Source organism: Aeribacillus sp. FSL M8-0235, assembly GCF_038000355.1.
In the GTDB taxonomy this organism is placed as follows: domain Bacteria; phylum Bacillota; class Bacilli; order Bacillales; family Aeribacillaceae; genus Aeribacillus; species Aeribacillus composti.
Genome location: NZ_JBBOBW010000001.1, coordinates 1,954,211 through 1,974,533, shown reverse-complemented (window position 1 = coordinate 1,974,533; position 20,323 = coordinate 1,954,211). Strand labels below are relative to the sequence as shown.

At 37.7% G+C, this 20,323-nt stretch carries 26 protein-coding genes; 18 read left to right on the top strand and 8 right to left on the bottom strand.

The window, feature by feature from the left end:
• Nucleotides 1-63: 63 nt before the first annotated feature.
• Entirely contained in the window at nt 64-645 is a 582-nt protein-coding gene (locus NSQ71_RS09525) for an LOG family protein (protein ID WP_066251226.1), read from the top strand.
• An 83-nt stretch (nt 646-728) separates the two neighbouring features.
• Here NSQ71_RS09525 and NSQ71_RS09520 read toward each other — a convergent pair whose 3' ends face one another.
• The 3 genes from NSQ71_RS09520 to lexA form a co-directional block, all read right to left on the bottom strand.
• Complete coding sequence (locus tag NSQ71_RS09520) at nt 729-1,313, bottom strand: lysophospholipid acyltransferase family protein (RefSeq protein ID WP_066251223.1); 585 nt, start codon at nt 1,311-1,313, stop codon at nt 729-731.
• Nucleotides 1,314-2,045: 732 nt separating this feature from the next.
• Nucleotides 2,046-3,425 carry an NADP-specific glutamate dehydrogenase gene (gene gdhA / locus NSQ71_RS09515; protein ID WP_094245873.1) on the bottom strand — a complete coding sequence of 460 codons (1,380 nt, stop codon included), beginning with the start codon at nt 3,423-3,425 and terminating at the stop codon, nt 2,046-2,048.
• A 329-nt stretch (nt 3,426-3,754) separates the two neighbouring features.
• Entirely contained in the window at nt 3,755-4,378 is a 624-nt protein-coding gene (gene lexA / locus NSQ71_RS09510) for a transcriptional repressor LexA (protein ID WP_094245872.1), read from the bottom strand.
• A 159-nt stretch (nt 4,379-4,537) separates the two neighbouring features.
• On the opposite strand from lexA, the gene yneA reads away from it, so the two are divergent.
• The 9 genes from yneA (at nt 4,538) to NSQ71_RS09465 (ending at nt 10,809) form a co-directional block, all read left to right on the top strand.
• Nucleotides 4,538-4,852, top strand: a complete 315-nt coding sequence (yneA, locus tag NSQ71_RS09505) for a cell division suppressor protein YneA (protein ID WP_339196274.1) — start codon at nt 4,538-4,540, stop codon at nt 4,850-4,852.
• Nucleotides 4,853-4,870: 18 nt separating this feature from the next.
• Entirely contained in the window at nt 4,871-5,521 is a 651-nt protein-coding gene (locus NSQ71_RS09500; protein ID WP_339196272.1) for a YneB family resolvase-like protein, read from the top strand.
• Nucleotides 5,522-5,596: 75 nt separating this feature from the next.
• The gene (locus tag NSQ71_RS09495; RefSeq protein WP_340733804.1) at nt 5,597-5,827 is read left to right on the top strand and encodes a DUF896 domain-containing protein; all 231 of its coding nucleotides are present in this window, start codon (nt 5,597-5,599) and stop codon (nt 5,825-5,827) included.
• A 71-nt stretch (nt 5,828-5,898) separates the two neighbouring features.
• A complete protein-coding gene (tkt, locus tag NSQ71_RS09490; RefSeq protein WP_063388296.1) occupies nt 5,899-7,908 on the top strand; it encodes a transketolase in 2,010 nt (669 codons plus the stop codon).
• Nucleotides 7,909-8,006: 98 nt separating this feature from the next.
• Nucleotides 8,007-8,453, top strand: a complete 447-nt coding sequence (gene sirA, locus NSQ71_RS09485) for a sporulation inhibitor of replication protein SirA (RefSeq protein WP_063388295.1) — start codon at nt 8,007-8,009, stop codon at nt 8,451-8,453.
• An 86-nt stretch (nt 8,454-8,539) separates the two neighbouring features.
• Nucleotides 8,540-8,758: a YneF family protein gene (locus NSQ71_RS09480; RefSeq protein ID WP_063388294.1), complete on the top strand. Its 219-nt coding sequence runs from the start codon at nt 8,540-8,542 to the stop codon at nt 8,756-8,758.
• 321 nt (nt 8,759-9,079) lie between these two features.
• Nucleotides 9,080-9,790, top strand: coding sequence for a cytochrome c biogenesis CcdA family protein (locus NSQ71_RS09475; protein WP_066251214.1), 711 nt, complete (start codon nt 9,080-9,082; stop codon nt 9,788-9,790).
• 127 nt (nt 9,791-9,917) lie between these two features.
• Complete coding sequence (locus NSQ71_RS09470; RefSeq protein WP_063387698.1) at nt 9,918-10,274, top strand: response regulator; 357 nt, start codon at nt 9,918-9,920, stop codon at nt 10,272-10,274.
• A gap of 70 nt (nt 10,275-10,344) precedes the next feature.
• On the top strand, nt 10,345-10,809 hold the full coding sequence (locus tag NSQ71_RS09465; RefSeq protein ID WP_063387697.1) for a CcdC family protein: 465 nt from the start codon (nt 10,345-10,347) through the stop codon (nt 10,807-10,809).
• Nucleotides 10,810-10,907: 98 nt separating this feature from the next.
• Here NSQ71_RS09465 and NSQ71_RS09460 read toward each other — a convergent pair whose 3' ends face one another.
• The 3 genes from NSQ71_RS09460 to NSQ71_RS09450 all read right to left on the bottom strand — a co-directional run bounded on the left by NSQ71_RS09460 (nt 10,908) and on the right by NSQ71_RS09450 (nt 12,381).
• Nucleotides 10,908-11,333 (bottom strand): DUF2621 domain-containing protein, encoded by a 426-nt coding sequence (locus NSQ71_RS09460; RefSeq protein ID WP_063387696.1) that lies wholly within the window; start codon nt 11,331-11,333, stop codon nt 10,908-10,910.
• A 66-nt stretch (nt 11,334-11,399) separates the two neighbouring features.
• Complete coding sequence (locus NSQ71_RS09455; RefSeq protein WP_063387695.1) at nt 11,400-11,717, bottom strand: hypothetical protein; 318 nt, start codon at nt 11,715-11,717, stop codon at nt 11,400-11,402.
• Nucleotides 11,718-12,240: 523 nt separating this feature from the next.
• Nucleotides 12,241-12,381: a small acid-soluble spore protein P gene (locus NSQ71_RS09450; protein WP_063387694.1), complete on the bottom strand. Its 141-nt coding sequence runs from the start codon at nt 12,379-12,381 to the stop codon at nt 12,241-12,243.
• Between the two features lie 154 nt (nt 12,382-12,535).
• Here NSQ71_RS09450 and NSQ71_RS09445 point away from each other — a divergent pair, with 154 nt between their 5' ends.
• The 8 genes from NSQ71_RS09445 to NSQ71_RS09410 all read left to right on the top strand — a co-directional run bounded on the left by NSQ71_RS09445 (nt 12,536) and on the right by NSQ71_RS09410 (nt 18,394).
• Nucleotides 12,536-12,799 (top strand): hypothetical protein, encoded by a 264-nt coding sequence (locus NSQ71_RS09445; RefSeq protein ID WP_063387693.1) that lies wholly within the window; start codon nt 12,536-12,538, stop codon nt 12,797-12,799.
• 244 nt (nt 12,800-13,043) lie between these two features.
• Nucleotides 13,044-15,770, top strand: a complete 2,727-nt coding sequence (gene acnA, locus NSQ71_RS09440) for an aconitate hydratase AcnA (RefSeq protein ID WP_063387692.1) — start codon at nt 13,044-13,046, stop codon at nt 15,768-15,770.
• A 158-nt stretch (nt 15,771-15,928) separates the two neighbouring features.
• Nucleotides 15,929-16,438 (top strand): redoxin domain-containing protein, encoded by a 510-nt coding sequence (locus NSQ71_RS09435; RefSeq protein ID WP_340733796.1) that lies wholly within the window; start codon nt 15,929-15,931, stop codon nt 16,436-16,438.
• A 204-nt stretch (nt 16,439-16,642) separates the two neighbouring features.
• Nucleotides 16,643-16,783, top strand: coding sequence for an FbpB family small basic protein (locus NSQ71_RS09430; RefSeq protein WP_082829475.1), 141 nt, complete (start codon nt 16,643-16,645; stop codon nt 16,781-16,783).
• A 73-nt stretch (nt 16,784-16,856) separates the two neighbouring features.
• Nucleotides 16,857-17,000, top strand: a complete 144-nt coding sequence (locus NSQ71_RS09425; protein ID WP_063387690.1) for an acid-soluble spore protein N — start codon at nt 16,857-16,859, stop codon at nt 16,998-17,000.
• A gap of 162 nt (nt 17,001-17,162) precedes the next feature.
• Complete coding sequence (tlp, locus tag NSQ71_RS09420; RefSeq protein ID WP_063387689.1) at nt 17,163-17,384, top strand: small acid-soluble spore protein Tlp; 222 nt, start codon at nt 17,163-17,165, stop codon at nt 17,382-17,384.
• 272 nt (nt 17,385-17,656) lie between these two features.
• The gene (locus tag NSQ71_RS09415; protein WP_063387688.1) at nt 17,657-18,082 is read left to right on the top strand and encodes an acyl-CoA thioesterase; all 426 of its coding nucleotides are present in this window, start codon (nt 17,657-17,659) and stop codon (nt 18,080-18,082) included.
• Between the two features lie 3 nt (nt 18,083-18,085).
• Nucleotides 18,086-18,394, top strand: coding sequence for a hypothetical protein (locus NSQ71_RS09410; RefSeq protein ID WP_066248556.1), 309 nt, complete (start codon nt 18,086-18,088; stop codon nt 18,392-18,394).
• 187 nt (nt 18,395-18,581) lie between these two features.
• Here NSQ71_RS09410 and NSQ71_RS09405 read toward each other — a convergent pair whose 3' ends face one another.
• Together NSQ71_RS09405 and NSQ71_RS09400 are read right to left on the bottom strand one after the other, a co-directional pair.
• On the bottom strand, nt 18,582-18,872 hold the full coding sequence (locus NSQ71_RS09405) for a HesB/YadR/YfhF family protein (RefSeq protein ID WP_063387686.1): 291 nt from the start codon (nt 18,870-18,872) through the stop codon (nt 18,582-18,584).
• Between the two features lie 72 nt (nt 18,873-18,944).
• On the bottom strand, nt 18,945-20,099 hold the full coding sequence (locus NSQ71_RS09400) for a CapA family protein (RefSeq protein ID WP_327848194.1): 1,155 nt from the start codon (nt 20,097-20,099) through the stop codon (nt 18,945-18,947).
• Nucleotides 20,100-20,323: the final 224 nt, after the last annotated feature.

Below are 20,323 nucleotides of genomic sequence, written 5' to 3'. Positions count from 1 at the left end.
CACAGCTTTTAATAGGACTTTCTCATTCGTCAGAACGTTTAGAGAAGAAGCAGGAGTGGTAATATGAGACGTGTTTGTGTTTTTGCAGGATCGAATCCGGGAACAAATCCTAAGTATAAAGAAGCAGCTATCAAACTGGGAGAAGAATTGGTAAAAAACAGGCTTGAGCTCGTATATGGAGGCTCCAGCATTGGTCTGATGGGAGTGATTGCAAACACCGTATTAGAGTTAGGAGGCACCGTATTGGGCGTTATGCCGACGAATTTATTTCAAGGAGAGGTTGTCCACAAGCATCTCACTCAGCTTTATGAAGTCAATGATATGCATGAGCGGAAAGCAAAAATGGGAGAGCTTTCAGATGCGTTCATTGCTCTTCCCGGAGGCTATGGTACTTTTGAGGAAATATTTGAAGCGGTTAGCTGGGGGCAGCTTGGGATTCATGAAAAGCCTGTGGCGTTGTTAAATATCGATGACTATTACACGCCGGTAAAACAGATGATTGAGAATGCGGTAGAGGGAGGCTTCATGCCTGAAACGCATAAACAGTTTATGATTTTTGCAGACAATCCCTCTATATTAATAGATAAACTTCGTGCGTACAAACCGCCTTTGAAGACAAATAAGTGGATCGAACTAGATCGATAAATGAAAATATCAGAACTTTACTTCGCCTTTAGCTTTCTGATCAGTTTGTCTAAAAATGACAAGCTGATCAGAAACGTCAATGTTTAGTCGTTTATGCTTTTTTCAAGAGCTTTCAGCTTATGTTCAAGCTGTTGAAGCGCATCATCAATTTGATTTGCATTTTTCTCTAAATAGATTGGTTCGCCAAATGCAACGACAGCTTTTTTCCCGGCAAAAAAATCTTTTAAACTTTTTGGACCATGATAGGTTGCAGGCAATATGGGAACGCCGGCTTTCATCGCAATTGTAACCGCGCCTCTTTTTAAAGGAACTTCCTCGTCTGTTCTTGTGCCGCTCGGGAAAATTCCAACAACTTTATTTTCTTTTAACAGTTTCAAAGGAATTTTTAGTGCGCTCGGTCCAGGATTTTCACGATTAACTGGAAAAGCATGCATCTTTTTCAAAAACCAACCTATGAGCGTGTTCTGAAACAATTCTTTTTTGGCCATATAATGGACATGAATTGGAAAAAGTGCTGCGGCGAGCAAGACTACATCTACCCAGCTGCGATGAGAGCATGTAACAATAAAACGATGGTCTGCCGGAATATGCTGCTTGCCTTTGACTTCTAGCAAACTAAAAATTTTAATGATCAATATTGCAAGTTTTCCTGCTAAATGATAAATCATTTTGTTCCCCCCCCGAATGACTTCCAGAAATATGTTTGCGTTGCAAAAGATCTGTATTTTCGGTTAGGGCGCATGTCGATTTTGTCTGCGTTCAGTTTAGCATTTTTACGTGATGCATGTAAAGTCGGTAGTACATCGTCAACGAATCGTCTTATCCAAAGTCAGTCAGTGAAAATACCGCCGTTTCATTGGAGGATGGGCAGCCGTATTCGGTGTTTTTTAGATGAACAAGTATTTGTGCTGAAGGTTATTGGCACTGGATAGAAGGAGCAACCATATCAATAATAAAATGCTTTAATTGGAAAAATCAATTTTAATAGCAGTTACTTTGTTTCTATAAATTTTATACTTGATGATACAAAATATTGAGAGTAAAGAAGAGAAGAAGCAGAAAAACAAACATCAGTGCAATCTGTCTTTTTTATTTAAAAAGCAAGAGAGATAATCAATCCAGGCATCAGCGTAAAAAAATATGTAAGATAATCTGACATAAAACTTCAATTCTCTCATTGAATGGGATACACTGATAGGGAAAAATTTGATCCAATCGTGGAAATAAAGAAGAGTGAATTTGGATCGGTGTGATGTCAATTTCTATTCACTCAAGTTAAGATGGGGTATTATAGTGAGCATGATGAATCGCCAAAGCAGGGTAGGTAAAGCTTTAGCGATTATCATATATGTTTACTCACTATAAAGAATAAATGATGGAAATGACCATTTTTCTATCTTTTAAATGACTCCTTGTTCTACCATTGCATCAGCGACTTTTTTAAATCCTGCAATGTTAGCGCCGACGACAAGATTTCCGGAGCAGCCGTATTCATTTGCAGCGTTGACGCAATTTCGGTAAATGTTCTTCATGATATCACGTAATTTTGCGTCGACATCTTCAAAGCTCCAAGATAATCTTGCGCTGTTTTGAGCCATTTCTAATGCTGAAACAGCAACTCCGCCTGCGTTAGCAGCTTTTGCAGGTCCAAAAAGAATATTGTTTGATAAAAACACGTCGATCGCTTCTAATGTAGACGGCATGTTGGCGCCTTCTCCAACAGCTTTGAGTCCGTTGGAAACAAGGAGTTCAGCTGCTTTTTTATCGATTTCATTTTGAGTAGCGCATGGGAGGGCAATATCGCACGGAATGGACCAAATTCCGGAACAGCCTTCATAATATTCTGCATGAGGATGTTCATTTACATATTCTTTAATTCTTTTTCTTTCAACTTCTTTTAACCTTCTAACCGTTTCAAGATTAATTCCATTTTTATCAAAAATGTAGCCATCAGAGTCGCTGCATGCGACAACTTTTGCACCTAATTGTGTTGCTTTTTCAATCGCATATATGGCAACGTTCCCAGAACCAGAGACAACAACTGTGCTTCCTTTGAAGCTTAATCCATGGTCTTTAAGCATTTCTTCAACAAAATAAACAGTTCCATACCCTGTCGCTTCGGTTCTCGCTAGGCTTCCGCCGTAACCAATGCCTTTTCCGGTTAACACCCCAGCTTCAAATCCGCCGCGTATTCTTTTATATTGGCCAAACAAGTATCCGATCTCTCTTGCGCCAACTCCAATATCACCGGCAGGAACGTCAATATCTGGTCCAATATGTTTGTAAAGCTCTGTCATAAAGCTTTGTGTAAATCTCATAATTTCCCCATCTGATTTACCTTTCGGATCAAAATCAGATCCGCCTTTTCCTCCGCCGATCGGCTGCCCAGTCAATGAATTTTTGAAGATTTGTTCAAATCCTAAAAATTTAATAATGCTGGCGTTGACGGTCGGGTGAAAGCGCAAGCCTCCTTTATATGGCCCAATTGCACTATTATATTGCACTCTAAATCCGCGGTTTACACGCACTTTTCCTTCGTCATCCACCCATGGAACGCGAAAAATGATCAATCTTTCCGGCTCAACAATTCTTTCAAGTATTCCGTGTTTTATATATGTAGGATGTTGAGCAAATACAGGCACAAGCGAGTCAAATATTTCTTTTACAGCTTGAAGAAACTCAGGCTCATTCGGATTTTTTTCTTGCACGGATTGAAATACTTCATTGACATATTGCTTTGCATTTTCCAGTTCACTTTGTTTCATAAGTAATTGATTCATAGCACCTCTCCTATACCTAAAATTTAAGCAGTTAGAAGAATTCAAACAATTCAGTAAATCATCCCGGCACTGACTAAGGAAGCGAAATCTACAATAAAAAATTCTACAACAAAATAAATCAAAAAACAATGACTGTTGAGAATTGTTGCATAATAGCTTTGCATGCAGGCGCGGAGAAGGCGCCTGAAATTTGTTTCATTGAATCTAGCTTGTCTGCATACATATTGATTAGAAAACATTTTTAAAAATTTAACATCGCTAAGAGAGGGAATGTTGAAAATTTTATAAAAAGAAAAAGGATGCCTCACCTGTTTTGAGACATCGAATATTCAGTGTATGGAACGGTATAGCCCGATCACTTTTCCGAGTATTGTCACATTTTTTAAAATAATCGGTTCCATTGTTGGGTTTTCCGGCTGAAGCCGTATAAAGTCTTTTTCTTTGAAAAACCTTTTTACGGTCGCTTCATTGTCGTCTGTGAGCGCGACAACGATGTCGCCGTTATTGGCTGTTTGCTGCTGTCTGACAATAACTAAATCTCCGTCCAGAATGCCTGCTTCGATCATGCTTTCTCCGACTACTTCAAGCATGAAAAGTTGATCATCACCTGACGCAATATGATTCGGAAGCGGAAAATATTCTTCGATGTTTTCAACGGCAGTGATCGGAATACCAGCCGTCACTTTTCCGATGACCGGCACGTTGATCACATTGTTTGTTAGAAGGTGGTTGCCATCATCGTCCAAAATTTCAATGGCTCTCGGCTTTGTGGGGTCTCTTCTAATCAGTCCTTTGCTCTCAAGCTTTGCTAAATGCCCGTGAACAGTTGAACTGGAGGCAAGACCGACCGCTTCGCCGATTTCTCTTACAGAGGGAGGGTATCCTTTCTTTTTTACTTCCTCCTTAATGAAGTTCAAAATATCTTGTTGTCTCTTAGATAATTTTGTTGACATGTCAAGCACCTCAGTCATATCAATTTGTGTCGATTATAGCATGATTTTTCCAAAAAAGCAAACGTAAGTTCGAATATTTGCTTGACAGAAACATGTGTTCCCTTTTATACTTAAAAACAAAAAACCGAACAAATATTCTGTTTCAGGGGGCGGTTCTAAATGGATAAATTATCATGGTCTTACATCGTTTCTTTTTTCCTTGTCATCATGGCGGCAGTTTTGGCGATTTCGTATACTGGAGAAAGGGAAGAGCTCGATCATTATATGGAGGTTCAAGTGAAGGAAGGGGACAGTTTGTGGAAAATCGCTGATGAATATAAAGAATATGACAATATGTCTCATTCAGAGTTTGTAAAATGGGTTCAGGAGCGAAACAATCTCCAAAGCCTTGTTGTAAAACCGGGGGAAACAATCGTCATTCCGATTGAAAAAAATAAATACTACAATGCTGAATATTTGGCAAACAAAGAATAACCGCAAGGAGCATTTAACATGAGAGCAGTCGTTTATGCAAGAGTCAGCACTGAAAAGGCAGAGCAGGAAACATCTTTGAAAAGACAAAAAGACGAGCTGTTAAAGCTCGCAGCTGAAAACGGTATGGAAGTTGTTGAAGTGATAGAAGAAAAAGCGAGCGGGTATGATGTTGATCGTGAAGGGGTTTTTCAACTGCTGGAATTGATTGAGGAGAAAGAAATTGAAGCGGTATTAATACAGGATGAAACAAGAATTGGCAGAGGAAATGCCAAAATCGCCATTGTCCATTCCATTTTGAAACAAGGCGTGAAAATTTTCACCGCTGCCCATCGCGGGGAGATGGAACTGTCTGAATCAGACACGATGGTGCTTGAAATTATAGGAATTGTGGAAGAATATCAACGAAAAATTCATAATTTGAAAATAAAGCGGGGAATGTTGAGAGCTATACAAAATGGGTACAGGCCTGAAAAAAATTTAAAGAATAGAAATTCTTCCTATAAAAGAGAGCGAAAAGAAGTTCCGATCGAGGAGATTGACCGATTGCGGAAAAACGGCCTGACATTTTCAGAAATAGCGGCAACATTAAGAGGATTCGGCTATGATGTTTCAAAAGCTACTGTTCATCGCAGATATCAACAATTTTTGTCAGAAAAAGGCGAATCATAGCAATAATTGTTGTCATTAGTGGTTGCATTTAGTATGATAAAAGAGCGCGGCAAAAATATACAAGGGGTTCAGCTTATGATTTCAAAAGAAAAACTTAACCGTATTAATGAACTATCTAAAAAGTCTAAGTCAGAAGGATTGACGCAAGTGGAAAAGCTAGTGCAGCAGCAATTAAGGCAGGAATATTTAGAGTCGTTTCGTCGGGATTTTCAAAACACCTTAAAAAATGTTACAGTGATTGATCCGAAAGGTAATGATGTTACACCGGAAAAATTGAAAAAATTTAAAAATAAAAGGCTGCATTAACGGATGGGTGTTGCCTTATTGCAACAATAAAGATAAGATTATAAACTGAAAATACAGATGAGAGGATGATAATGGTGACTCATTCCATTCAAGATTTATCCATCATGACGATTCGAACATTATCCATTGACGCGATTGAAAAGGCGAATTCCGGACATCCTGGAATGCCAATGGGCGCCGCACCAATGGCTTATGCGCTGTGGACGAAATTTATGAACATTAACCCTGAAAACCCTAATTGGTTTAATCGAGATCGCTTTGTTTTATCTGCCGGACATGGGTCGATGCTGCTTTACAGCTTGCTTCATTTATCGGGTTATGATCTTTCCATGGATGATATTAAGTCGTTTCGTCAATGGGGAAGCAAAACACCTGGACATCCTGAATACGGACATACACCTGGCGTTGACGCAACAACTGGACCATTAGGCCAAGGAATAGCAATGGCCGTTGGAATGGCGATGGCAGAACGTCATTTAGCAGCTACATACAATAAAGAAGGATACAATATTGTTGATCATTACACATACGTCATATGCGGTGACGGTGACTTAATGGAAGGGATTTCCTCTGAAGCAGCTTCCTTAGCTGGTCACTTGAAGCTTGGACGATTAATTGTTCTTTATGATTCGAATGATATTTCCCTAGATGGGGATTTAAATAAATCATTCTCAGAAAATGTAGAAGAGCGCTTTAAATCTATGGGCTGGCAAGTGCTGCGCGTTGAGGACGGCAACAACATTGAAGAGATTTCGAAAGCCATTGAAGAAGCCAAATTGGATGAACAACGACCGACATTAATTGAAGTAAAAACAACAATCGGATATGGTTCGCCGAATAAAGCAGGCACTTCTTCCGTTCATGGTTCGCCGTTAGGTCCAGAAGAGACAAAATTGACAAAAGAAGCCTATGCATGGACATTTGAAGAAGATTTCTATGTTCCAGCAGAAGTTTATGAGCATTTTGAGAAAAATGTAAAAGAACGTGGAAAGCAGAAAGAAATTGAATGGAATAATTTGTTTGAAAAGTATGAGAAAGAATATCCTGAACTTGCAAAAGAGTTAAAGGCAGCAATCAATGGTGAATTGCCAGAAAATTGGGATCAATCTTTACCTTTTTATGAAGAAGGAAAAAGCGTTGCAACCCGTTCTTCTTCTGGAGAAGTATTAAATGCAATAGCTGAAAAAGTTCCTTATTTCTTTGGGGGATCTGCAGACTTAGCTGGATCAAACAAAACGACAATAAAAGGTTCAGGAGACTTTTCTGCGGAAGATTACAGCGGACGAAACATTTGGTTTGGTGTCAGAGAGTTTGCCATGGGAGCAGCATTGAACGGTATGGCTCTGCATGGAGGTTTACGTGTTTTTGGCGGAACGTTCTTTGTTTTCTCTGACTATTTGCGGCCAGCGATTCGTTTAGCAGCATTAATGAATCTCCCTGTAACTTACGTGTTCACTCATGACAGCATAGCGGTTGGAGAAGACGGACCAACACATGAGCCGATTGAACAATTAGCTTCTTTGAGAGCAATGCCGAATCTTTCTGTCATTCGTCCAGCTGATGGAAATGAAACAAGAGCTGCGTGGAAGGCTGCGCTGGAATCTAAATCAACACCGACTGCATTAGTATTAACGCGCCAAAATTTAGAAACTATTAAAGGTACGAAAGAAAATGCTGAAGAAGGTGTTGCAAAAGGCGCTTATGTCATTTCACCGGCGAAATCGGATCAACCGGATGCTCTTCTACTTGCATCAGGTTCAGAAGTAGCATTAGCTATTAAAGCTCAACAAATTCTTGCATCTGATGGAATTGATGTGCAAGTCGTCAGCATGCCGTCATGGGACCGTTTTGAAAAGCAATCAAAAGATTATAAAGAATCAGTTCTTCCTAGCAGCGTAACGAAGCGTCTTGCGATCGAAATGGCATCTTCGCTTGGCTGGGAGCGCTATGTCGGATCTGAAGGTGAAATCTTAGCTATCGACAAGTTTGGAGCATCTGCACCTGGGGAAAAAATTATAAGCGAGTACGGTTTTACTGTTGAAAATGTTGTCGAAAAAGTAAAAGAATTAGTTCGGAAATAATCGCCAAAATTAGTGCCTCTATCCGCCACCATAAGACAAACCTTTTACATTCCTTGCTTTATAATAGCAAAAAAGGAATGTAACAATGAGGTGAGCGCATGAGGCACTTTTATTTGTATTTGATAAAAAAGGAATTTGCTGAGCATTTTTATCATAGGGAATCGAAAATTTTTCAGTTATATCAAGAATTTTTTTGGACAAGGAAAACGCATCCTATTTTTGAACAATTGGAAAGGCAAGTCAATTATATTTCAAGAGCCATTCCCATTTCAGAAATAGATTTGCTGCTTCAGTCATTCTTGTCTCACCGAAACCATTATCAAAAGGTATCATCGATTCACGCCATCCAAATGGAAAATCAAAAAGGACAAGCTACTATGGTTTTAAAGGAACGGTATATTGAAATGATTTGTACCGGCAGCTTTGACGGTGAGTTATTGTTTTTTGATATATTGGGAAAATTTGATCCTTATTTTTTTGCCATGGATTTTACAAATGAACGATACGGGTGGCTGAGTCCAATTAAAGAAAGAAAATTTGTCTAAAGTTGAGGAAATTTGCTAATGAAATATTGTATAATGTCATATGGTTTAGTACACTGTATGATAGACAACATGAAGGAGGAAATAAGATGGAACTTTGGCTGGCGATATTAATCGCTGTTCTGGCATTACTTGCCGGCGTAGCGCTAGGCTTTTTTATCGCTCGAAAGTATATGATGAATTATTTGAAGAAAAATCCACCTATTAACGAACAAATGTTGAAAATGATGATGATGCAAATGGGAATGAAACCGTCCCAGAAGAAAATCAATCAAATGATGAAAGCGATGCAAAATCAATTAAAATAATTTCGTTTCAGGCATTATTGAATGATTTTTCATTAAATTAGTTCATGATGACCAATCATATTTTTTGACATCATGTAATTTTTATCTATACTATTTAATATATGCGTTGTTTTATAACGGAATTGTGAAGTAAGAATTAGTCTTTCCTTTCTCAAGGTAAGATTAATTCTTTTTTCGTTGTAAGAAGTTGTAAAAATAGTCATTCATGGCGGGAGAAGGTTCATTGTAATAATGTGCGGAAAATGTCAAACGTTCTTTTAAACATTTATTCAATGATCTGTTAGAATGGATGGAGGTAAATCTTTTGGAAGGAGCAGCAAAATGTCGGAAATTAATGTGTTTTTAGCATTTGGAGCAGGTTTTTTATCGTTTATTTCTCCGTGCAGCTTGCCTTTATATCCTGCTTTTTTATCGTATATAACTGGGGTATCGGTTAATGAGTTGAAAACTGAAAACGCTATGCTGCAAAAAAGAAGCTTATTACATACTTTCTTTTTTTTAGTTGGTTTTTCTGCCATTTTTATCGCAATGGGATTCGGCACATCCTTGATTGGAAACTTTTTCTTGAACTATCAAGATCTGATAAGACAAATAGGAGCGATCCTCATTATCTTTTTTGGACTCGTTATTCTCGGTGTTTTTCAACCTGATGTTTTAATGAAGGAAAGAAGGATTGAATTCAAAAATCGTCCAGCCGGATTTCTTGGATCTGTTCTGATTGGTATGGCGTTTGCAGCTGGATGGACTCCCTGTACGGGCCCAATTCTTATGGTAGTAATCGGTTTAGCGGCAACCAATCCTAGTTCTGGAGTTCTGTATATGACAGCATATGTGCTAGGCTTTGCAGTACCGTTCTTTATTTTATCATTCTTCATCGGGCGGATGAATTGGATCAAAAAACATAATGTGAAAATCATGAAAATTGGAGGCATATTCATGATTTTCATGGGAATTCTGCTGTTTTTTGATTGGATGACTAAAATTATTAATTGGATGAACAAAATTCTTATATTTTTACCAACCGGGTTTTAATTTTTAGTCATTTAAGAGAAAAACGAGATTTTTGACAATATTTTAAACCTCTCGGTACTTTTTTGTGACAGAAAGTAGTATAATATCAAAGGATTTAGTTTGCGAGGATAATTGAGGTGGAATTAATTTGAAAGCATTGATCGTTGACGATGCGAAATTTTTAAGGGAAACATTAAAGGACATTTTGAAAAAGCATAGTATTGAGGTTGTTGCAGAAGGGGAAAACGGCATCGAAGCGGTACAATTATACAAACAATTACAACCAGATGTATTAATCACAGATATCACAATGCCGAAAATGAACGGCATTGAGGCTATTACAAAAATTAAACAGGAATTTCCGGATGCGAAAATCATTATATGTTCGGCAATGGGACAGCAAAAAATGGTTATCGAAGCGATAGAAGCAGGAGCACTCGATTTTATTACAAAGCCTTTTGATGAAGATCGTGTGATGGAAGCCATCAAAAGAGTTATGAATTAGCCTTTTCATTTTGCTTTTTTTTCTATAATATTATTAAAGAAAGAAGCTGAAAATAAAAGGATGGTTCTGCATGGTCATTTGGTCTTCTATTACGGCTGTATTAATGGGCATTGTCGTAATTATGATCAGAACAAAGGCTGCTAAAAAGCCGGCGACAGCGAAAAAAATTATTTTGCCTCCGATCTTTATGAGCACTGGAGCCCTTATGTATTTATTTCCGCAATTCCGCATAACGCCGATGGAAATTTTGGAGGCGTTGACAGTCGGGCTGATTTTTTCGATTTTTTTAATAAAAACCTCTACTTTTGAAGTTCGGGGAGAAGAAATCTATTTAAAAAGGTCAAAAGCTTTTGTTTACATTTTGATTGGTCTGTTAGTTGTACGAATTCTGCTAAAATCTTATTTAAGCGCGTCTATCGATGTTGGCGAATTAAGCGGTATGTTCTGGCTGCTGGCTTTTGGAATGATTGTTCCTTGGAGAATTGCGATGTTCATTTCGTATAAAAAACTGAAAAATCAACTGAACGGAACGTAAAAAAATACATATAGCTGCCGGCTGTTTAAAGCAGGTTACCGTTTATTCTATATAAATAAGCCTTTCGGGACAAATCCCCGAAAGGCTTATGTTTTTGTTTAAAAGAGTGCTTCATATTTGGAATAGTCGATATTTTTTTCTTTTAGTCTTTTAATTAAAAATTTATGGTCCCGTTTTGGAGTTGCGATAATATAGCCTCGAATGACTAAATCTTGCGTAATAGATGGAGCTTTTTCTTCTAATGCCAGTTGACCGATTTTTGCTGCGATTTTTTGTCTGGCAACATCGCGGAAAAGCTCTGGAACCGGTGCAACCAATTCTTCTAACAACGCCTTTTGTTCCTCTGACCATAAATGCCGAGTCTGTTGAATATAATACTCTTCCCAATCAAGTTCAGATTTTCCGTCTTCTTTCGGCAGCCGTTTCAAAAATTTGCGAAACATGAAGAAGCCGCCAATCGATAACATAGTTATAAGAAACACAACCCATATGAGAATAAACCATAAAAACCAGCCTTCAAGCATGAAATCACCCCCATCGCCTTAACATTTCCATTAATTCGTGCACTTCGGCGAAGTTGATGAAAACCGTTAAGGATTAATCGACTCATATGCATCTATCAATTCTTTTACAGCACGTCTCACAGCTTCTAATTTCTTTTTATGACGGCCGACAGAAAAGCAGTCATTAATTTCCGCGAAAACTTGGTATTCAACTGCATCACGGTAAATACTGATTTTAATATCGCCTGATTTGGAAGGATAAATTAACATTTCATATAAACGCCCGTTCATGACAGCCTCCAGACTTAAAAATTTTATATTATCAATATCTGTCATTTGCTGAAAAAAAGCTTCCATTTTCACCTTACTATATTTTATGATAGATTCCACTTTCATTTCAATCATTTGTCATCAACTTTTTATTATTAACAAAAACATTGTTCTAAATGAAAAATAGATATAACTTAAAAATTCGTCGTTAAAGAAAAACCATAAACGAAGGATTTCCGCAAGACATAATATGTAGAAAAGACGTGTATAAATTCAAAACTGCGGCTGTCCAGAAAGTCAAATTCTCATTGAAAACATAAACATCATTTCAACATTTCTATAAGATGAAAGGGGACGTCTATAAGCTGAAGAAAGACTTATGATATGCTTAAAAGCCATAGTATGACAAGAGTTGGACGTTGCATTGATAACGGCCCAATGGAATCTTTTTGGCGAACCTTATAATGTGAAAGAGGGATATGAAACGTTTGAAGCGTTACAACAGACCATTAAGGAATATTCAGTTTTATAATAACGAACGTTATCAAAAAAATTAAACGGCTTAAGCCCATTAGAATGTAGAGCTCAAGCCGCTTAAAGCATTTTTATTATTTCCGCTGTCTACTTGGGGACATTTCAATTAAACATCCCCATTTTTTTATAAATCATGCTCCGAGTTATGTTTTTGGCGGCTATGATTTCGATTTTTTATTTTTTTCGATCCAGATAACGGCTCTGGCTGTCCCTTCCGATTTTGAACGTTTTGTTTTTGATCATTTTGTACTTGATCTTTTGCCATATACATCGCTCCTTAATATTTAATAGTAAAGAATAGCATTGTTATCTTTCGTCGTTTAGTTTGAATGATTTTGAAATCATTCATTCATTTTAGAATAAATTGATTTCTTGAAAAAAACACTATAGAAGATAAAAAAACGAAAGGAGTGCTATATTTGCCGTACCATAAAAATAAAAAACAAGCATTTGATGCAGTGCAACAAGGAATGGTGGAAGTTCATAAAGTACATGTCAATCTAACGAAAAACAGTTCTGATTATGGACATCAGCTAAAGCATCTTCGCCAGGAAATTAATGAGGCGTATGAACAAATTCAAAATGCATTGGAAGTTGCATCGGAAACGCAGAGAAAGCATTTAGAACAGTACAAGCGCGATTTAGATCGAATTGTGCAGGAAGTGAATTTGGATGAGACTTGAAAGCGGCGGAGCTTCCGTCGTTTTTCACTATTTTTTCTCTTATACGAACGTTTTCATTAGCAAGAAAAATTATACTGAAAATATTTAAATTTTTTAGTGAAATAAGCATTTCTTATAATAATTGATAACATCATTGATATTTACTTATCATAAAAAGTATATTAAGATTTAAATGTGTGATGTTTAAAGTGGGGAGATATTCGGCATTTTTGTCGAAATTACGTTTAAAGGGGGATAAAATGACATGTCACAGCAACAGTTAGAGAAAAATGACGTTTTCCGTGCAAGAAAAAGCTTTTCAATTAACGGAAAAACGTACAACTACTATTCATTAAAAGCGCTAGAAGATGCAGGAATTGGTCAAGTTTCCCGTTTGCCTTATTCAATCAAAGTTCTTTTGGAATCAGTCCTGCGCCAAGTGGATGGACGAGTTATTACAAAAGAACATGTTGAAAACCTTGCGAAATGGGGAACAGATGAAATTAAAAATTTGGATGTTCCATTTAAACCATCTCGTGTCATTTTGCAAGACTTCACCGGCGTTCCTGCTGTCGTTGATTTAGCTTCATTAAGAAAAGCGATGGCTGACATGGGCGGAGATCCACAAAAAATCAATCCGGAAAAGCCTGTTGATCTTGTTATCGACCATTCTGTTCAAGTGGATCGTGCCGGAACAGATGATGCGCTGCAATATAACATGAATCTTGAATTCGAACGAAATGCTGAAAGATATAAATTTTTAAATTGGGCTCAAAAAGCATTTGACAACTACCGTGCTGTTCCGCCAGCAACAGGTATTGTCCACCAAGTAAACTTGGAATATTTAGCAAGCGTTGTCCATGCGGTTGAAGGTGAAAATGGAGAATACGAAACATATCCTGATACGTTAGTTGGAACAGACTCCCATACAACCATGATTAACGGACTCGGTGTTTTAGGTTGGGGTGTCGGCGGAATCGAAGCTGAAGCTGGAATGCTTGGACAGCCTTCCTATTTCCCTGTACCTGAAGTCATCGGAGTAAGACTTGTTGGCGAGCTGCCTAACGGAACAACAGCAACAGATTTAGCCCTTAAAGTAACTCAAGTACTGCGTCAAAAAGGCGTGGTAGGAAAATTTGTGGAGTTTTTCGGCCCTGGTGTTGCAAAGCTTCCGCTTGCTGACCGTGCTACTATTGCGAATATGGCGCCTGAATACGGAGCAACATGCGGATTTTTCCCTGTTGATAATGAATCGCTTGAATATTTGCGTTTAACTGGTCGCGATGAAGAGCATGTAAAAGTAGTGGAAACATATTGTAAAGAAAACGGTTTATTCTTCACGCCTGAAGCAGAGGATCCTATTTTTACGGATGTAGTTGAAATCGATCTTTCTCAAATTGAAGCAAATCTTTCCGGTCCGAAGCGTCCTCAAGATTTAATTCCTCTTTCAAAAATGAAAGAAGAATTTCATAGAGCTCTTACAGCTCCGCAAGGAAACCAAGGATTTGGCTTGCAGCCGGAAGAACTTAATAAGGAAGTAACGGTTGAATTTGCGAATGGCGAAAAAACAACAATGAAAACGGGTGCAGTCGTTATTGCGGCGATTACAAGCTGTACGAATACGTCAAACCCATATGTTTTAGTAGGCGCTGGTCTCGTTGCAAAAAAAGCTGTTGAAAAAGGATTGACTGTTCCGAAATATGTAAAAACATCATTGGCACCTGGTTCAAAAGTTGTAACCGGTTATCTTCAAAATTCTGGCTTAATGCCTTATCTTGAAAAATTAGGGTTTAACCTTGTCGGTTACGGATGTACAACTTGTATCGGGAACTCTGGACCGCTTGCAGATGAAATTGAAAAAGCGATCGCTGAAAATGATTTGCTCGTCACATCTGTTCTTTCCGGAAACCGGAACTTTGAAGGCCGTATTCATCCGCTCGTGAAAGGTAACTATTTAGCTTCACCGCCTCTAGTTGTTGCTTATGCATTAGCAGGGACTGTTGACATTGATTTACTGAATGATCCAATCGGAAAGGATCAAAACGGAAGCGATGTTTACTTTAAAGATATTTGGCCTTCAATGGAAGAAATTAATGAAGTTGTGAAACAAACTGTTACACCAGAATTATTCCGTAAAGAATATGAACGTGTATTTGATGATAACGAACGCTGGAATGCCATTGAAACAACAGATGAGCCATTATATCAATGGGACGAAGAGTCTACTTATATCCAAAATCCGCCATTCTTTGAAGGATTGTCTCCTGAGCCTGGTAAAGTAGAACCGTTGAAAGGGCTTCGCGTTGTTGGAAAATTCGGTGATTCTGTCACAACAGACCACATTTCTCCAGCAGGTGCGATTGGCAAAGATACTCCTGCAGGCCAATACTTGCTGTCTAAAGGTGTATCGCCAAGAGATTTCAACTCTTACGGTTCAAGACGCGGAAACCACGAAGTAATGATGAGAGGTACGTTTGCAAACATCCGCATTCGCAACCAAATTGCACCGGGAACTGAAGGCGGATATACAACGTACTGGCCGACAGGCGAAGTAATGTCTATTTATGACGCTTGCATGAAATATAAACAGGACGGAACAGGACTTGTTGTACTGGCAGGAAAAGATTACGGAATGGGAAGCTCTCGCGACTGGGCTGCTAAAGGAACGAACTTATTGGGAATCAAAACGGTTATCGCTGAAAGCTTCGAACGTATTCACCGTTCTAATCTTGTTCTTATGGGTGTTCTTCCGCTTCAGTTTAAAGAAGGCGAAAATGCGGAAACACTTGGTTTAACCGGTAAAGAAGTATTGGATGTTCACATTGATGAATCGGTAAAACCGCGCGATTACATCAAAGTAACGGCAACTGATGAGAACGGAAACAAAAAAGAGTTTGAAGTATTAGTTCGCTTTGACAGTGAAGTTGAAATTGATTACTACCGACATGGCGGAATTTTACAAATGGTATTAAGAGAAAGATTAAAAGGATAATAATTGAAAAAAAGCGGGAACTGTTCATAGTTCCCGTTATTTTTTGGCTAAAATTAGACAATTGATATGAAATACTGTTTTTTTCACAAAAATAATATATGATGAAATTGGGCATCATTTCGAAATGCTATCGTATTGAATCAGAGGTGTTATGGTTTATGAAACAAAAGCTTGCTGTTTTTTTATTAATCGTATTAGCAGCGATTGCAGTATGGCAATGGATCAATTCTCAGAAGGAAACAGTCGGTTTAGAAATAGGAAACAAAGCTCCGAATTTTGAAGTGACGACTTTGGATGGAGAAAAGAAATCGCTTTCCTATTTTTATGGAAAAAAAGTACTTTTAAACTTTTGGGCCACTTGGTGTCCACCATGTAAAAAAGAAATGCCGATCATGCAAAAAATATATGAAAAGCATCAAGATGAAGTAACGATTGTCGCGGTTAACTTTACTGCCAGTGAGAAAAGTGCAAAAGATGTTGAAAATTTTGTTCAACAGGCTGGATTTACGTTTCCGATATTACTTGATCCAAAAAATAAAATGAACAGTGGATATAAAATTCTTACATATCCGACGTCATTTTTTCTTGATGAAAATGGAGTCATACAAGATAAAGTAGTGGGAGAATTAAATGAAAAAACGATAAAAGAAAAACTAAACCTGAAATAAAAAGACGCTGATTTCCTTTCGGGAATCAAAAAGAATCGGCTGACTTTGCCGATTTTTTCTTTTTGCAAAAGAAGAGTTTTTTTGAAACGTATGAAATTTTGCATTATTGGTTATATTGTCATTAAACATTCAAATTTTCAACGGGAAAGTGTCGGAATATTTTGTACAATAAAAGTAACAGAGAAAAGAAGTGAGGGATAAAAAATGAAAAAAACGAAAATTTCGTTTAAACAGCTTGTGTTGGAAAATAAGCAAAACTTGCTAAAAGACCGTGAAGCATTGAATGAAATTGAAGAAAGACTTGAAAAAAGGCTGGAAAAACGGCAATTGGAAAAATCGAGCTGATAGCAAACAGTCGTGTTTGACAGCATGTTTTCTGCTTTATTGGTAAACAATAAAAGCAGGAGGCGATTGTTTGATGACAAATTCAAATGATATCCAGTCTCATTTTAATCCGAATCATATCGGAACAAAACCGAGAGGATTCGGTGGAAACAAAGGGAAAAAAATGCAAAATAAGACGAATGAGCATCCTCAAGTGATTCAGACAAAAGGCGAGTAGGACATATGTCCACCGCCTTTTAATTTACATAATATAATTATGGTTCCATCATTTTTCTCCTTTTCATTGAGGAAACAGGTTCGTTTCATAATTTAACATCAAATGCACAAACTATATTTGAAATGGCGATAAAACAATTTTTCCCAGAAAGGAGAATATTTGATGCAAAATCGAACAAATCGTGATGACCGTTCCGACAATGTTGAAAAATTGCAGGAAATGGTACAAAATACGATTGAAAACATCGAAAGAGCAGAAGAAACATTAGAGTTTGCCAACGACAGAGAGCGTGAACAGATTGAGGCAAAAAATCGCCGCAGAGAAGAAAGCATTGAGGCGATGCGACAAGAAATTAAAGATGAAGCCCGTGAACGAAACTCCTAGCTTTCAATTTAGGTTGATAATTCCATTTTAGTTTTCGATTGCAAATGGAAATGTTATAATAAAATTGTTCATTGAAAATTTTTGTCTTCTAAATTCATTTGATGAACGGCCAACAATGGGACAAACTTTGTTTGACCGGCTTGAATAAAAAACAGACTCCGCAAAAAAATTTAAGTAAGAAAGTTGAAAAGGCCTAAAATAGAAAGCCTGTATCACAGACGCTGATGCAGGCTTTTTCGATCGATTTCATTTTTTGCAAGGGAGAGAAGCTTATGTTTGTTTCATCAAAAGAAATAGAAGTTCGTTATGCGGAAACCGATCAAATGGGTGTCGTGTACCATGCCAATTATATTATATGGATGGAAGTTGGACGGACGAAGCTGATCCAAGATCTTGGCTTTTCGTATGCAGCGATGGAGAAAGACGGAATAATTTCCCCTGTCGTGGATATTCAAATCGAATATAAAAAACCGATTACATACGGTGAAAAGGCAATAATACATACGTGGATTGAGAAATATAACGGAATTAAAACAGTATATGGATACGAAATTTTTAATTCTCATGGCGAATTGGCAGCAAAAGGTTTTTCCAGCCATGTTTGCGTAAAAAAAGAAACGTTTCGCCCAGTTGTATTTAAGAAATTATATCCTGAATGGCACGAAGCATATGTAAAAGCGATGAAAGAGGAGAGATAAAGATTGGCCTTTGGAATCAAGAAAGAGGAGCTTGCTGAGTGGAAGAAAAAAGTGCGGAAAGGGGAAATCGCCTTTTTAACGCATTATTGGTATGATGAACGGTTTCCGGATTATCATTCTGTAACAAAGGTCGGATGCAGCAATATAAAGCATTTAATAGAATGGGGAAACGAAAACGGTTTGAAAATGGAGTGGATTCATCATCATAAAGATTTTCCGCATTTTGACCTGCTGGGGGAAAAACAAGTAGAAATCCTGCAAAAATATCAGCTAACCGATCATTTAAGAAGATTTAAATTGCTGAAAAAATAAAAGATTTGACGGGCATCATGTGGAAGTCAGATTTGAGTAAAAAATGATGAGATGAAACAAGAAACCCAATCGGCAAATTAAATTTGCGGTTGGGTTTCTTTTACTGACTATAGCATGCTTCGGCTACTAGAACAGCTCTTTGACAAAGACTTGTTTTTCGACCTATAGCATGCTTTCAATCGATTTGCTAATTTATAAGACGAACAACAGGTTCATGAATTTTTTCATCCAATTGAATGGTCACGTCATGATTGTCGAAATACCATAAATCATCATGTTCAACATAAAATGTGACCCCTAGTTTTTCGGCTTTTATTCCGATTTGATTTGGTGCTTCTTTTGCAATTCCAAGGGAAAATCCGCTTTGCACATGACCGCATCCGCCATATCGGACAAAGAAACGGACTGCATCTCCCTCGTTTAACTCCAATTCTTCCTTGTACCATTTTGCTGCATCATCGGTAATATTCAGTTTCATTTTTGTCACTCCTAATATCAGCTTCCTGTTTACATTATATTACATGAAAAGCTTTCTTTCCATGAATAAACTCTACTGGATAGAGTTCGTCACTTCTTTCGTTTCCAACCATTGATGCATATGCTTCATCACTTTTTCATAGGCGTTTTTGTCGATGCGGTCCAGCAATTCAACATAGTAATGATGATTTTTATTTTTGGTAACGTAGGTAGGGAGTAAACGCGGATTTTTCAAAGTCAGTGTCGTACCGTTAGCATCAGTCCGCTTAATTACATCAATCGAAAAAATCCCTCCGATGTCTTTTCCATCTCCCTTTTGGCCAGACAAGAAGTTGCCTAACGAATACACAACGATACTCTTGTTTCCATTTTTTCCTTCCAGCCATTCGATCGGCTGCAATACATGAGGATGGTGACCGATGATAATGTCTGCACCATGATCGACTAGCAGCTGCGCCCACTGTTTTTGAGCGTCGCTTGGAAAGGATTGATATTCTTCTCCCCAGTGCATGTTAACAATAGTTACATCAACTTGTCCATTTAGTGTGTCTAAATCCCTTTTCATTTTTTCTTCATCAATAAGGTTTACTAAATAGGGTTTATTTTTCGGAACTGGAATACCGTTTGTCCCATATGTATACGAAAGAAAGCCGATTTTCACCCCGTTGACCTGTTGAATTCTCCATGTATTGGCGTCCGCTTCGTTTTTAAAGCTCCCTACATACGGTAGCCCGATTTGTTCATAATGCTGAATCGCATTTAAAATACCTTTTTCTCCTTTATCTAAACTATGATTGTTTGCCGTTGAGACGATATCAATGCCAGCATCTTTTAGCGCATCTGCCACTTCGAATGGGCTATTAAACAACGGATAACTGGAGATTCCAAGTTCTGTTCCCCCAATGATCGATTCTTGGTTGGCGATGGCTAAGTCGCTTTTCGAGAGCAAAGGTTTTACTGTTGCAAACATTGGCTTAAAATTGTATGATTCGCTCCCGGTCCTCGCATCTTTAAAAAGCTGGCTATGTATGAGAACATCACCTATTGCAGAAACAGTGACGAGCGATTCGGTCGGCTCCACTTTTTTGGGAGCAGCTTGTATAGATTGTGGCGAATCATCCACATTTTCTTTTTTGACCGTGTTTTGCTCATTTGCCTGACCTTTGCTGTCGCATCCTGAAAAAAGCATCAAACAAATAATTGCGAATATTAAGAAAACCTTTCTCATAAAACCCTCCTTAAATACTGTTTTTATTATCATAAACGTTTTGTCGGAAAAAATAAACTATTGTCTAATTTTGTTTTTATGTTAGATTTCCTAACATACTTTTTCGAAAAATTATGGAAAATGAATTGACATTAAAATAAAACAGGTGTAAAAATAGAGATATACTTCTTATGTTATTTTTTATAACATTATTAAGAAGAAATAATTACATGGGAGGTTGTGCT